Raw genomic sequence first — 14,147 nt, forward strand, 5'->3', positions numbered from 1 at the left:
CGCATTGTGAGGAACTCTGTGGGGATAAAAATATAAAACACCTATAATCATTGATATAACAGACTTTTGACGTTGAATAAAATTCTACAACCGTTAATCTTTAATCTAATTAAGATTTCTAAAAACCGCCATTGTTCTTTTAAAGAGCAATGGCGGTTTTTTATTTTACTCTATACTCTCTAATTCAGGCAAAATAAAAAAACATTCTTTCGTATCAAGCACGGAAAAAATGTTCTAAGCTTTACAACCAAAAGAAGCCCCGTCATCAAACATCTAGTTTATGTAGATGGTCAATGATGCGAATAATGGATTGTTGATTTTTAGGGATTGTATAAACCTTGGTTTGATTGTCTACCTTAGCAACCAAACACTCGTCTCCCACTACAATATTATTGATATCATTATTTTCTATATAATTTATCGCAAAAACTTTATTACTATTTTTACGATAATCTAATTCTGTCACACACGTCACACCCTTTCAACGATTTTAATTATAGCAAAAAAAGTCGTAAGTGTATAACAATAACTCTTTTTCGTTATGTTTTCTCGTAACAAAAAAAGAAAAGAAAGAAATAATTATATAATTATTCCTTCCCAACCTTTTAATATTCTGTTGGAATTGATTGAAAAGACTGCTTGTATAATGGAAGCAACTTTTTAAACGTATTTAACATATACATTTGAGTTGCTGCTGGATTTTTTAAAATCGAATCATCCGCCATCAATTGTCGGCCAACTAAAAATTCGCCTTTCTTTACATCTCTAAAACGAGTTAACCCTTTTTCAATATCCAATTCCTTGATCGGTGTTACTTTTGTTGTGTGGTGATCTAGAGATACCACAAAGTCTTCTGGAAGTGTTTCAAAGAGTTCGATTTTATCAAGCAACCCTTGAGCCATTTCTTTTTCAAACTTTGGATTATCAATAAACGCTAGCCAAATAAAAACATGGTCTCCGTATAGTCCTAGTTGAAAATGAGGCGCCATCTTATAACCTCTCTTATTACAACTAACTGCCATCCAAGTATCATTAGGTGGATTTTTAGTTCGTCTTAAATGTTGAGCAACATGTACAAAAAGCTCGTCTTCATCCATTTCATTTAGCAATCCCTCTTTAAATAGTTCCCCAAATTCACGAAATTTTGGTTGAATCTGTTCTCTAATAGCTTGCATTCGATCTTCTAATGTTGGAATTTCAAATATTGAAAAATCTTCCTTTGTAAAGGTTACATTACTCATCACTACTTCTACTCCTAACTATTAATCTCTTTTATTAGTTTAACATAATTATTGACCAACTTGGATAGTATCAAAAAAACTAACAGAATGTTTTAACAGCATTCTGCTAGTTTATAAGGTTATTCTATCACTTTTTTCGCTTCATCTAACATTAATTTAGTCGATTCTAATCCACCACCTGATAAATACCATACATCTGGTTTTAACGTGATGATTTTTTTATTTTTAAACGCTTTTGTTTGTTGAACCAATTCATTTTCTGAAACGTTGTCTTTGCTAGTATCCCCACCGATGGCTTTGGTGCGATCAATAACAAATAACACATCTGGATTTTTATCTAACACATATTCATACGTGACCGATTGACCATGAGTGGAAGCTTCGATTGCAGGGTCAGCTAAACCAAAACCAAACACATCATTTAATATAGCAAATCTTGATCCTTCGCCATATGCCGATAAACTGCCTTCATTCACTAATACCGTTAATGTTTTTAAATCCGCACTTTTTGCTTTCGTTGAAACTTTTGAAATCTCATTTGATAATTCGTCTAATTGCTTTTTCGCTTCATCAGCTTTATCAAAAATAGTTCCAACGGTTGTAACATTCGTTTTAATCGAGTTCCAACTATCTTTAGAATCGGTTGCTAAATAAAGAGTAGGCGCAATTTTTTTCAATTCATCCATCGAATCTTCTTGACGACCAGAAATAATAATTAAGTCGGGTTTTAAAGCATTGATTTTTTCAAAATCAGGTTCTTTGAGTCCACCAGCAGACTCAAATTTATCAGCTTTAAATTCTTTTAAATACGCTGGCAAATTGTCTTTAGCCACACCAACTACTTGATCACTTTCTCCTAGCGCTTGGATTGTATCTAACATTCCCATATCGAAAACCACTACTCGTTTTGGTTTTAATGGAACTTTTACTTCACCATTTTGATCCTTCACTGTAATGGTTGTTGCTTTCTCACTATCCTTTGACGATTCTCCTTTTGTATCAGCCTTATTTCCACATGCTGCTATTACAAAAATTGAAGCTAGTAGTATCAAACTCATTGTTATTTTTTTCATTTTCTCCACGTCCTTTTCTTTGATTCCATTATTCATTAAAATATAAACAAAAACGTTTGCCTTCAATTTCAACAATCCGTATGTCCATCTCGTATAATGGATCTAATACTTTTTTAGTCATCATTTCATCTGTTGTGCCACTTGCAAATAATTCGCCATTTTTCATGGCGACAATTTCATCGGCATAACTTGCAGCAAAATTAATGTCATGAATCACTAAAATAATCGTCTTTCCCAATTCATCCACGAGTCGTCGCAAGATCTTCATCATTTGCACGCCGTAATTCATATCTAAATTATTTAAAGGTTCATCTAATAGAATATAATCTGTATCTTGTGCCAATACCATTGCAATATAGGCTCGCTGCAATTGACCACCAGATAACGTTCCCACATCATCCTCCGCCATCTCAACCAATCCTAAATAAACTAACGCTTCTTGAATTTTTTCTTCATCTTCTTTTTTTAAGCGCCCTTTAGAGTATGGAAAGCGACCAAAAGAAACCAACTCTCTTACAGTTAACTTCAAATTAAATGAATTCGACTGCTTTAAAATAGATAATTTTTTAGCCAAAGCATCTTGCTTCCACGTTTTTACATCTCCACCATCAATATAAATAAATCCCGTGTCTTTAGGCGTCAATCGACTCATCATTGCTAAAAGCGTACTCTTTCCCGCTCCATTAGGTCCAATAAAAGCAGTGATGGCTCCCTCTTTAATAGGTAGACTAATCTCACTGATGACTTTTTTAGTTCCATATGACTTTGATACTTTTTTTAGTTCCATTTATCCTTGCTTCCTTTCTTTCAATAGTAGGAAAATGAAATAACAACCACCGATAAATTCAATAACAACACTAACCGTAGTCGTTAAATGGAAAACTCGTTCCACTAAAAGTTGTCCGATTAGTAAAACAACAATTCCTAGCAAGCCGCCCCCGATAAACAACCAAAAATGCTGATATGTTTTAAACATCCGATACGTTAAATTGGCAACAATAAATCCTAAAAAGGTAATTGGGCCAACTAACGCAGTGGAAACAGCCGTTAAAATTGAAATCAACACTAAAATGTGCAACAATTCTTTTTCAACAACCACTCCTAGATTAATCGCTTGTTCCCTTCCTAAATGCAACACGTCTAAAACAGCACTTTTCCGGATTAAAAAGAACAAAGCAATGCTCCCAACTAAAACCGTGAGGGCCAGAATCGACACATCAATATTATTAAAACTAGCAAATAACTTCCCTTGAATTTTATCAAATTCATTAGGGTCCATCAAAACTTGCATAAACGTACTAATACTTTTAAAAAAAGTTCCTGCAATCATTCCTAACATCAATAATAAGTACAAATTGGTATGATGGTTTTTAAAAATAAAGGTATATAAAAAGCCACTTGCCATCACCATCAAACCCACACTTACTAAAAAATTGACTTTTCGATCTGCTAATAGTAAATGACTGTTTCCGTATACGAACAAAACCATCGTTTGAAATAAAATATAAAGCGAGTCTAATCCTAAAATGCTCGGTGTTAAAATTTGATTGCCAGTAATTGTTTGAAAACTAATCGTTGCAACTGTAGTTGTAATTCCCACAATACAAAAGGCTAACAGCTTTTTACTTCTTAAAGGCAAAATATAATCCCAATTCCCACCGCTATCGACTGTTAAATAACAAATAATTAAACCTATTAAAACAACCACTAATCCTATCAGCACCATTAAATTAATTTTTTTTTGCTTCATGACTGCTCTCTCCCCTCATCAATAGATACATGAAGAGCGCACTTCCAATAATTCCCACCACTAAACTGACGGAAACCTCGTAAGGTGCAATCACAACGCGGCTAATCATATCGCAAACCAACAAAAACGCTGAACCAAATAATGCCGTTTCCAACAACGTGTTTTTCAAATGATCCCCTCGCATCAGTGCCACTAAATTAGGAATGATGATTCCCAAAAAGGGAACACTTCCAACGGTCAAAATGACAACAGCTGTAGCCAGTGAAACAATTAAAACGCCGCCAAATTGTACCACTTGATAAGAAACGCCAATGCTCGTTGCCATGTCTTTTCCTAAACCGGCAATCGTAAAATAATCTGCATAAAGATACGCTACAATCATTAACGGAACCGCCAAGTAAATCAATTCATAGTTTCCACGACTTACTAGCGAAAAATTTCCCTGTAACCAAGAAGAAACATTTTGGACTAAATCATATTGATAGGCTAAAAAAGTTGCAATCGATCCCATAATACTACCAAACATCATGCCGATTAACGGAATCATCATCGTACTTTTAACTCTAACTCGGTTTACAATTCCAATAAAGATAAACGTACCTGCTACTGCAAACAGGAAAGCGATACCAGTCTTTTGCAAAATAGAGGCATCATTAAAGACAAGCATTGCCACTAAAATGCCAATTCTAGCACTATCCATCGTTCCAGAAGTCGTAGGTGAAACAAATTTATTTTGTGTTAAATGTTGCATAATTAAACCTGAAATACTCATTGTTGCTCCCGCTAAAATCAAGCTAATCATGCGAGGAAAGCGTGTACTTAACAATACCAACTGTTGCTGCTCATTTAATTGAAGCAAATCAGTCAATTGAATGGACTCTACTCCAATAAAAAGCGAGGCAATTGCCAATCCAATGACACTAACCATCCATAGCCCATTTCTCATTGAGAATACCTCTTTCTATCGTCCCTCTCTAAGTAAACAAACTTAGTGGAGATGCGTTTTCACTAATTGAGAATGATTTTCATTCCCACAATTGAGTTTATCGGACTTTCACTGAAAAATCAATCTTTTTTAGTAATTTTGTGTATTTTTTAACAAAACGAAATTTCACGTAAGAAACAGTCTATGGTATACTATACTTACACTAATCATTATAAGGAGGACTTGATTATGAGCGAAAAAGATGTACAAGACTATTTAACAAGTGGCTTGTACGGAGCACCTCAAACCAAGCCTGAAGAACGGAATAAGTTTTTAGGTAATTTAAGAGAGCGGGTTTATGTATCAATGACGCCAGAAGAACTTGTGTCTAAAAATTATTTAACAGCTCTTCGAACAGAAATGGAACAACACCCAGATGCCCAACTCCTCTTAAATGGATCCATTGATTCAAGCGAGTTTAGTCCTTATATAAAACTGTGTAATCAACACACTACCCAGTTCACTATTGTAACCAATCAGTTTGCAAGTAAAAGCCCTTTCGCTTTATTGTTAGTGGCAAAAGAAGCTGTCGATAGTGCCGTGATTGATATTGCCGAAAAGTATCCGGTCACTGAAACTCCTGTTGAAGAACCAGAAAAAAAATCGCTATTAAAACGACTTTTTTCTTAATTACGATCATCAAAAAAACTAGACTCTTGAAGGGTCTAGTTTTTTTGATTTTTATTGAACAAAAGTTAAACGATAAGAAACCGTACGTCCAAAAGGCAATACTTGTAATTGCTTCACTTTAGAAGACAATAAGTAGGCTTGAGCGCCTTGATAAATCACGGCGATTGGAGCGTCTTGTTCAATCAATTGTTTTTCTAACTGCATCATTTTTGTCCAACGCTCTTGAGGTTTAGTAGCAAGCTCCCCTTTTATTTCATTAAGTCCTTCGTCGTAGACATTATTATGGTAGTTAGAAAAATTAATCCCCCCATTTGACTGATAGATTTCTAAAAAATTTATGGGGTCTTGATAGTCTGGTGTCCACGTTCCAAAGAACACATCAAAATCACCAGAACGATTTAAATCTAAGCGATTTTTCAAAGGAACATTTTTTAACTTAATTTTAAGTCCTGGTAAATTGGTTTCGTACTGAGCTTGTAAAAATTCTACGGTCTTTTTTGCAGAGCCAGTGTCGGAAGATAAAATTTCCAAAGTTAAATCGGTATCTCCTAATTCTGCTTGAGCTAGTTTCCACTCATTTTGCGCTTTCTTTACATCATAACTCATTAATGAGCCATTTTCTTTTCTGAAATCTTCATTGTTTGCAGGATTTGTTGCAAAATCTGAAGGAATAAACCCATTCATTGGCTTTGAACCATCAATCAAAATCGATTCTGTATAAGCTTTTTTATCAAAGGCTAACGCAAGTGCACGCCGAACGTGTACATTGCCAGTTACTTTCCTAGTTGTATTGAAGCCTAGATAACCGATTAATGCTTTTGGCTGCTCGTGATAAGAATTAGCGCCTTGATATTTTTGAATAAATTCATCTGTTAAACCTGTATAGTCTACCTGATCTCCATCAAATAAATTCGCTCCCGTTGACGTTTCTTTTGCTACTTCTACATTTATTTTTTTCAGCTGAACGTTTTTTTGATCCCAATACGTTTGATTTTTTTGATACGTCCAATTTAAATTTGTTCCTGACCAGTCAGTTAATTCAAATGGACCATTGCCAACTATATTGCTACTATTTGTACCGTATTTTTCTCCTAGTTTTTTAGCAAGAATTTCATTTTGTGGGAAAAAAGGAGTTCCAGTTAACATTTTTGCTAAATATGGAATTGGCGTTTCTAAAGTCAGCTCTATAGTTTTAGTGTCTAAGGCTTTCACACCTAAGTCAGAAAGCTCTTTTTCTCCCACTCGAATTTGGGCTCCATTTTTGAAAATATCCATTTGGTTGGCACTTGGAGAAGCCGTTGCTGGGTCTACTACTTTTTGAAACGCGTATACAAAATCACTTGCTTTAACGTCTTCGCCATTTGACCATTTTGCTTCTTTCAATTTAAATGTATAAACCGTCTTGGCATCGTTGACACTAGGCTCGCTTTCTGCCATTCCTAATTCGGCGTTATTGTCTTGATCAATTCGATACAGACCTTCAAAAATTTGACCAATCGCATCGGAACTAATCACGTCACTATACAGTGCGCTATCTAAAGTTGCTAACTCATTACTCGTTGTTACAGTTAATTCTTGTATATCCTTTTTTTCAGGTTGCTTTATTGATGTTTCTTGAGATTTTTTTTGTTCGCTAGCACAACCTACAATCACTAACAAAAGCGCTATTAAAACCCCTATAATCCAAAATTTCTTTTTCATTTTTATATCACCCTATTTTTAGATTAGAATTAAATTCTTTTTAGCCTAGCATATCTTGTAAAACCCATTGGCTACGCTCGCTTGTTAAAATGTAATCTTTTTCCATATGTCCATCTTTTAAAACCAACACGCGTTGAGCCACTTGATTGATTAATTCAAAATCATGACTAATCATTAAAAAAATAGTCCCAAGTGCAGCTTGTTTTTCAATAACTTTGACAATACGGTGTAAATTTCCACCATCTAAACCAGCTGTTGGCTCATCTAAAATCACTAAAGGTACTTCTTGCATCAATGCCACACCTATTGTCAAACGTTGCTTTTGCCCCCCGGAAAGCGACGCTGGATGCCGTGTGTGCACACTCCATAAATCTAACGCTTTTAAAACCTCTTCTGCTTTATTCTTTAATTCTGGTGTTCGCTTCTTGCCAATCATCAATTCTTCTAAAACACTCGCAGAAAACAATTGATAGTCGGCTTCTTGCATCACATACCAAGCTAACTGACTGCGTTTCTTCGTTGCTATTTTTTGTTGATTTAACCTAATCGTACCCGCTTTTTCTTTCATTAATCCACTTAACGTTTTTGCTAATGTTGTTTTTCCAACACCATTTCCGCCAATTAACGCCACTACTTCTCCTGATTTTAATTGAAAATCAAGTTTTGTACCAATGTTTTTTTTACTTTTTGGAAATCCAATACTTAACTGTTCAACCTCAATCTGGTTCACACTAGCAGACGATTGAAGCCTAACCGGCGAACAACCACTGTCATCCCAATGTAAAACAGGACTTCTCAATCCATACTTTTTCAATTGCGCTTGTGTTAAATTTTGCCATTCGTCCTTTGTAAAGATATGCTCCAATAAACCGTTTCTTAAATAAAAAGCACGGTCAATCAAATTCGATAAATAGTACAACCGATGTTCCGCAATGATAATTGTATGTCCCGCTTTTTTCCAATCCATTAAAATGGATTGAAGTTCTAGCGTCGCCTGACTATCTAAATTTGCAGAAGGTTCATCTAAAACATAAATTTTTTGATTCGCAACACGAATCGACGCCACTGCAACTTTTTGTTTTTCACCGCTTGATAAGTGAAGCACTTCTTTTTTCAACAGATGTTGGATCCCTAATTCTTCACTAGCAAATGTAACTCTTTTTTTTATTTCTTCACTAGGAAAGCTATAGTTTTCACAAAAAAAGGCAATCTCATCTTTGACGATTGGAGCAAAAAACTGACTTCTTGGATCTTGAAAAACACTTCCCAAAATTTCGGCTAACTCCCAAGACGACTGCTCACTAATTTCTGTTCCTCGAACCTGAACCGTTCCACTTCGTTCGCCACCAAAAAAATAAGGAATGATGCCATTTATAACACGAGTTAACGTCGTTTTTCCGCCTCCACTTGGACCGGTCAGTAAAATAAACTCTCCTTCTAGGATTGAACAAGAAATATTTTTCAATAAATAATGATCAGAGTCATATGAAAAAGAAACATTGTTTAATTCAATAATTGGTTCTTTGTTTTTTGTCTGATTAGGATACATAGAAAACCACACCTACCCATATGAATAATAGCGTAATTACAAAATAATCCGCCTTTTTAAATTTGATTTCTCGTAAGGATGTGCGCAGTCCTGGATTTTCAATCCCTCTTGTGACAGCTGCCATAGAGATATCATCTGCAATCGTTAAACTTCGAATAACTAATGGCACTAATAAATATTCAAACGTCAAAATTGGATGACGCCATAAGTTCCAAACAGTCGGCGCAATCCCACGTAGCCTCATCACATCCATAATCATTAAAAATTCTTGTCTGATTGTTGGAATAAATCGTAAGCCTACCGCTAGTGGAATAACCACAACCCGCGGAACTTTACATTTTTGTAAGGCCGCAATCAATTCGCCAGGTGGGGTTTGAGACAATACCATCCCCGCCATAAATAACGGAATTAAACGAACTTGAAAATAAGCAAAAAATGCAATGGTTGCCATTATCACGGATTCTTCGTACCCAAATGTAAAACGCTGCAAAAAATCAGTTACAAGAAAAGCAAGAATAAATTTTGGTGCTGCTTTAAATTTCCCTAACGAAAGTAAGTATCCCGATAAAAAAGTCATCAATAAATATAACCCCATGTCCGATACCCAAAAAACAAAAAAACCAGCCACAAGAACAACCAATGCTTTTGTTCTTGCGTCTAGTTTCAATGGTTGCATCATTTAGTCCTCTCCCTCGACCTTAATTTTATAGTTTAACTAAACCTGCGCGAACAAAATGTTTATGCAATAATTTCCAGCCCATTAAACAGCCAACTAGACCACCAACGAAGGCTAATCCACCAATCAAGGCAATCATCCATGGGTTATAATAATAATTTAACATTAATGCCAAGCGTTCTGTACTTGGGCTGTGTGGTGCTTTTTCCATCATGTATTTTGCACCTAACATTACAAATAATAACGGTCCATGTAAGGCATTAAACGTTGAAAAGACGGCCCATGAAAGCGACGTTTTCCCTAAACTTTTATATGCTGTTGCTGGAGGCGTCATAATTAATTCTGCTAAAATCGCAGCTGGAATAAAAATTAATAATACGTGAGGAACACCCATAATAACATACATTAAGGAACGTAAAAGTGCATTTAGAAATGCTACTCCACGTTTTCCAACACGAAAAGATAATAGCAAGTAAATCGGAGCTGAAAAGAACGCGCTAAGTCCTCCTGAAATTAAAATCGATAAACCTCCTGTTGCAATACGGCTTACCATTGAGACGATTAAACCAAACATGATGATTAACACGGTAAAAATCCCAATTGTCACTAAATCACGAATGGTTAATTTTGAAGATTGTTTCATCTATAAAGTCCTTTCTGTTCCCTACAGTTAATGTATGAACGTTCATTATTTTCAAAAAAGAGCCAACGCCATTCTAATTTAATTTTTCACAAACGAGGTTTTTCAAACTGAAAAATAAGTTCATCTCCACCAAGCAATTCTTCTCCTGTCTTATGAAATCCTAGTTTTTGTAGAATGTGATGTGAAACTTGATGATGTTGATAGGCTTTTGCCACAAGCTGAAAAGAATAGGCTGCTTCTAAAAAATCAATAAAAGCTATTGTTGCCTCAGTCGCATAACCATTTCCTTTAAATTCGTCAACAATCCCGTATCCAATTTCTGCGATACCAGAAACCAACGGGTTGCCTTGTGCACTAACTTCACCGATAATCATCTGTTTTTCTTTCACTACTACTAAATATGTCCAGTGTTCTAAAGAAGCATCTTGACGTACTTCTTCTAAGACAAAAGGCAAATAAAAAAAGAATTCGACACCCGGCCAACCTTTTGCAACTTGAAAGCCTGATACTTGAGTTAATTTTTCATCCCCTAAAAGAGTTGCTTCAATTAATTCTTGACGATAAGGAATTAATTCTAAACGTGGGGTCACAATTGTTTTCATTCGAATAAACTCCTATTTTTCTTAATAAAATTAAAATAAACTGTTAACTATCGACATTATCTCATAAATGAGAATTAAAATCATTACAAAAAGTAAAAATAGTTAAAAATCAGATTTTATTTGTTCAATTAGTAACTTGTTTAGCTCTTTTGAAAGGATCTCTATTCTATGATACACTAAAAAAAATACAATTAAAAAATGAGGCGAATAAAATGAGAATTATCGAAACAAGAGATGCTGAATTAATGGGAAAACTAGGAAAGGTCATGCAAGAAAAACATATTGAACTGTATCCAACTTTTTTTAAACCTTATCATCAAGAAGCTATTACGAACGCTTTTATCAAGCACTTTGAAAATCCCAAGGAACGTGTCTTTTTATGGCAAGACGACACCAATCAAGAGGCTATTGCAGCTTACCTTTGGTTGGAAGAACAAGCCGTTGAAGAGACCATTTATACCTTTGGTTACCAACGCCTTTATTTACATCATGTATTAGTGATGCCAGGCTATCAAGGTCAAGGACTAGGCAAAGAATTATTGAATTTTGCAGATGACTATGCAAAAAAACAACAAATCAAAGCGGTTGAACTTCACTATTGGCCTAATAATGGCATTGCCAAACATACTTATAAAAAGCATGGTTATGAAGTTTACAAAGAGTCTGCTCAAAAACTACTTTAAAAAAAAGGCTTAAAGCATATTCTGCTTTAAGCTTTTTTTGACCTTTAAGGCCCTTTCTATCGTACTTGACTCAAGACCCCATCTTGCATTTCATAGACATGATCACAACTTTCCGTCAATCTAGTGTCGTGAGTTACCATAATCGTCGCTTTTTGTTTGTCTTTTGTTTCTTTTGCTAAAATTTCAACTACTTCAAAAGCTCTTTTAGAGTCTAGACTAGCGGTTGGTTCATCGGCTAAAATCACACTTGGATTATGATACAAGGCCTTGGCAATAGCGACTCTTTGTCGCTCGCCTCCTGATAAATCACTTGGGTATTTATTTTTTAATTCCAAGACACCTAAGTCCTTGAGTAATCGATCTTGTTCTTGAACTTTAATGGCTTCTTTTGCTACTTTATCAACTAAGTTTAATTGATCTGAAACTGTTAGAAAAGGAATTAAGTTAGACGCTTGTAAAATAAACCCAATTTCATTGAAACGAATTTTAGAACGCTGTTTTTCTTTAATGCCATTAAATGGATTTCCGTTAATTAAAACTTCTCCTGTTGTTGGGGATTGAAGCCCTCCTGCAATTGTTAATAAGGTACTTTTCCCTGAACCACTTGGGCCAATAATGGCAACGAATTCTCCTGCTTCAACAGAAAAATCCGTCGCTTTTAGTGCTTCTACTTTTGTATGACCCTTCCCAAAAGTTTTAGTAGCTTGTTTTAATTTTAATAACGTCATTTTTTATCCTCCTATCGCTGTTAATGGATCAATTTTTGTAATTGTGCCTACTGAGAACACTGCACCTAAAATCGCAACAGCTATTAAAACCAATGCAAAGCCGCTTAAGAAGAGGACATTTGTCAAATAAGGGACTGCTGGAGGCAAGACTGCTGCTGTAATCAAGGTTAGAACTAAGCCGATTGCAACACCAACACTGGCTAAAATAAAGGTTTGAGCAATAATTGATTTCGAAATATAGCTAGTTGGAATGCCTTCTGCTTTCATCACTCCAAACATGCTTCGTTTTTGCAAGGTTAAAACATAAATGAAAATGCCGATCACAAAGGCTGCTATGACAAATAAAAACCCAATCATAATACCAAACGTCAAGGTTTGTGCTGCATACCCAGGAATTGCTTGAATAAATTTTTTAATAGGTAAATACGATAGCTTATCTGAATCTAATGTCCATTTTGATGAGGGTATATTCTTCATCACAAGCCCACTAATTTTCCCCGTGTCGGTTAAATCTGATTGTTGGAATTTAGCTAACTGCCAATCTGATAAATTCAAATAAATTACAGGTGCGGTATTAAACTTACTGTTATCTGTAAACCCAACTACTTTTACTTTTGTGTTGCTAATTGAAAGTTCTAGTTCATCCCCTAATTTAATCCCCTTTTCAATTAAACTATTATCGACTACTGCTTCATTATTTTTTTCAAACATTCTCCCACTCACAATAGAGGGCTTTAAAAATTCAGTTGCATCAATTCCAAAAATAGTGCTATTGATTTTTTCAGAACTTCCAGCTTTTTTGATAACCGTTGCGGATTGACCTAACCTAGCAGTTGATTTGGTTTCCAATTTTGTGATCTCTTTGATTTCGATTGTTGACGCTGATAAATTGTCATTTGCTTCACTATTTAAAATAATTCCTGAAGCATCCCACTTATCAATTGCTAATCGGTTGTCTTGAGCCAATCCATAGGCAAGTCCTGTTAAAAAGAAAACCAAATAGGAGACCAATACCATCACTCCAATAATTAAGACAAATCTTGTTTTTGAATACTTGATTTCACGCCATGCTAAAAACATATGGTTCACTCCCTTGTTTCGTTTATCATTCGATAAATAGAATCATACCATTAATCGATTGATAAGTGAATTTTTTTGCTTAAAAAAACCACATTTAGTTTTTTAGTCTAAATGCGGCCCATCCTTATTTTAGTTAAAAACACCATACAACATCAACTGTATCAACTCATCAACTTGTTCTTCAATCGGCTTTTTATGTTTAAATGGTTGCTGACCAAATAACGGGCTAATACTCATCATGACAAAACTAGCTGCTGTATTAGGATTAATCGTACTTTTTAGTAAGCCCCTTTGTGCCATTTCAACAAAATAGTGACTCAAAGGTTTCGTATAAGCTTCTTGACTTAGTTGAAAAAGAATCAATTGATTTTCTGGTTTCATTTCATTTAAAATATCGTGAATCATCAACATAATATTAGTTGGATGTTGATCAATCAACGTTAAAATCATTTTTTTTAATGTCAACTCAGGTTCTATATCTCCAGCTATTATCGCGTTTAATTCAACTGTTACTTTTTGAGTGACTTCTCGAATCACTTCAATATATAACGTTTCTTTATCTTTAAAATGGTGGTACAGTGCTGGTTGAGTGATTTGACTGAATTCCGCAATTTCTCTTGTTGACGTTGACCGATACCCTTTTAGCATAAATAATTGTTGTGCATGAGCTAGAATCGTTTTTCTAGTTTTCTGCATCTCTTCTTTTCTAGTTAACTTTTCCATCTCTACACCTTCCATTCATCCCCTTCATTGTAGCATAATTTTAAAGAAGAAAGGATCTTTCAATTCATCTAATAAAAAAACTA

General features: G+C 34.9%; 16 protein-coding genes. 2 read left to right on the forward strand and 14 right to left on the reverse strand.

What is annotated here, in order from left to right; genetic code table 11:
- Positions 1-265: 265 nt before the first annotated feature.
- The 6 genes from CDIMF43_RS09920 to CDIMF43_RS09945 form a co-directional block, all read right to left on the reverse strand.
- On the reverse strand, positions 266-466 hold the full coding sequence (locus CDIMF43_RS09920) for a hypothetical protein (RefSeq protein WP_074403140.1): 201 nt from the start codon (positions 464-466) through the stop codon (positions 266-268).
- 139 nt (positions 467-605) lie between these two features.
- Complete coding sequence (locus CDIMF43_RS09925) at positions 606-1,241, reverse strand: YktB family protein (protein ID WP_074403141.1); 636 nt, start codon at positions 1,239-1,241, stop codon at positions 606-608.
- A 119-nt stretch (positions 1,242-1,360) separates the two neighbouring features.
- Entirely contained in the window at positions 1,361-2,314 is a 954-nt protein-coding gene (locus CDIMF43_RS09930; RefSeq protein ID WP_109842371.1) for a siderophore ABC transporter substrate-binding protein, read from the reverse strand.
- Between the two features lie 28 nt (positions 2,315-2,342).
- A complete protein-coding gene (locus CDIMF43_RS09935; protein ID WP_109841895.1) occupies positions 2,343-3,101 on the reverse strand; it encodes an iron ABC transporter ATP-binding protein in 759 nt (252 codons plus the stop codon).
- Positions 3,102-4,064 (reverse strand): iron chelate uptake ABC transporter family permease subunit, encoded by a 963-nt coding sequence (locus CDIMF43_RS09940; protein ID WP_109841896.1) that lies wholly within the window; start codon positions 4,062-4,064, stop codon positions 3,102-3,104.
- Entirely contained in the window at positions 4,045-5,010 is a 966-nt protein-coding gene (locus CDIMF43_RS09945) for an ABC transporter permease (protein WP_074403144.1), read from the reverse strand. Before CDIMF43_RS09945 ends, CDIMF43_RS09940 begins: the two co-directional genes overlap by 20 nt.
- Positions 5,011-5,238: 228 nt before the next feature.
- Here CDIMF43_RS09945 and CDIMF43_RS09950 point away from each other — a divergent pair, with 228 nt between their 5' ends.
- Complete coding sequence (locus CDIMF43_RS09950; RefSeq protein WP_109841897.1) at positions 5,239-5,679, forward strand: YueI family protein; 441 nt, start codon at positions 5,239-5,241, stop codon at positions 5,677-5,679.
- A 51-nt stretch (positions 5,680-5,730) separates the two neighbouring features.
- On the opposite strand, the gene CDIMF43_RS09955 is transcribed toward CDIMF43_RS09950, so the two are convergent.
- From CDIMF43_RS09955 to CDIMF43_RS09975, 5 genes are all read right to left on the reverse strand, one after another.
- Positions 5,731-7,380, reverse strand: a complete 1,650-nt coding sequence (locus tag CDIMF43_RS09955) for a peptide ABC transporter substrate-binding protein (protein WP_109841898.1) — start codon at positions 7,378-7,380, stop codon at positions 5,731-5,733.
- Between the two features lie 40 nt (positions 7,381-7,420).
- Positions 7,421-8,929 (reverse strand): ABC transporter ATP-binding protein, encoded by a 1,509-nt coding sequence (locus tag CDIMF43_RS09960; RefSeq protein WP_233218312.1) that lies wholly within the window; start codon positions 8,927-8,929, stop codon positions 7,421-7,423.
- Positions 8,919-9,608, reverse strand: a complete 690-nt coding sequence (locus CDIMF43_RS09965; protein WP_074403148.1) for an energy-coupling factor transporter transmembrane component T — start codon at positions 9,606-9,608, stop codon at positions 8,919-8,921. Before CDIMF43_RS09965 ends, CDIMF43_RS09960 begins: the two co-directional genes overlap by 11 nt.
- A gap of 25 nt (positions 9,609-9,633) precedes the next feature.
- Positions 9,634-10,248: an MptD family putative ECF transporter S component gene (locus CDIMF43_RS09970; RefSeq protein WP_034569089.1), complete on the reverse strand. Its 615-nt coding sequence runs from the start codon at positions 10,246-10,248 to the stop codon at positions 9,634-9,636.
- A gap of 86 nt (positions 10,249-10,334) precedes the next feature.
- Positions 10,335-10,850, reverse strand: a complete 516-nt coding sequence (locus CDIMF43_RS09975) for a GNAT family N-acetyltransferase (protein ID WP_109841899.1) — start codon at positions 10,848-10,850, stop codon at positions 10,335-10,337.
- A 212-nt stretch (positions 10,851-11,062) separates the two neighbouring features.
- On the opposite strand from CDIMF43_RS09975, the gene CDIMF43_RS09980 reads away from it, so the two are divergent.
- Positions 11,063-11,533: a GNAT family N-acetyltransferase gene (locus CDIMF43_RS09980; protein WP_074403150.1), complete on the forward strand. Its 471-nt coding sequence runs from the start codon at positions 11,063-11,065 to the stop codon at positions 11,531-11,533.
- Positions 11,534-11,589: 56 nt separating this feature from the next.
- On the opposite strand, the gene CDIMF43_RS09985 is transcribed toward CDIMF43_RS09980, so the two are convergent.
- From CDIMF43_RS09985 to CDIMF43_RS09995, 3 genes are all read right to left on the reverse strand, one after another.
- Entirely contained in the window at positions 11,590-12,261 is a 672-nt protein-coding gene (locus CDIMF43_RS09985; RefSeq protein ID WP_074403151.1) for an ABC transporter ATP-binding protein, read from the reverse strand.
- A gap of 3 nt (positions 12,262-12,264) precedes the next feature.
- The gene (locus CDIMF43_RS09990) at positions 12,265-13,341 is read right to left on the reverse strand and encodes an ABC transporter permease (protein ID WP_109841900.1); all 1,077 of its coding nucleotides are present in this window, start codon (positions 13,339-13,341) and stop codon (positions 12,265-12,267) included.
- 129 nt (positions 13,342-13,470) lie between these two features.
- Positions 13,471-14,079 carry a TetR/AcrR family transcriptional regulator gene (locus CDIMF43_RS09995; RefSeq protein WP_227001172.1) on the reverse strand — a complete coding sequence of 203 codons (609 nt, stop codon included), beginning with the start codon at positions 14,077-14,079 and terminating at the stop codon, positions 13,471-13,473.
- Positions 14,080-14,147 lie beyond the last annotated feature (68 nt).

This window comes from Carnobacterium divergens (genome assembly GCF_900258435.1).
Taxonomy (GTDB): domain Bacteria; phylum Bacillota; class Bacilli; order Lactobacillales; family Carnobacteriaceae; genus Carnobacterium; species Carnobacterium divergens_A.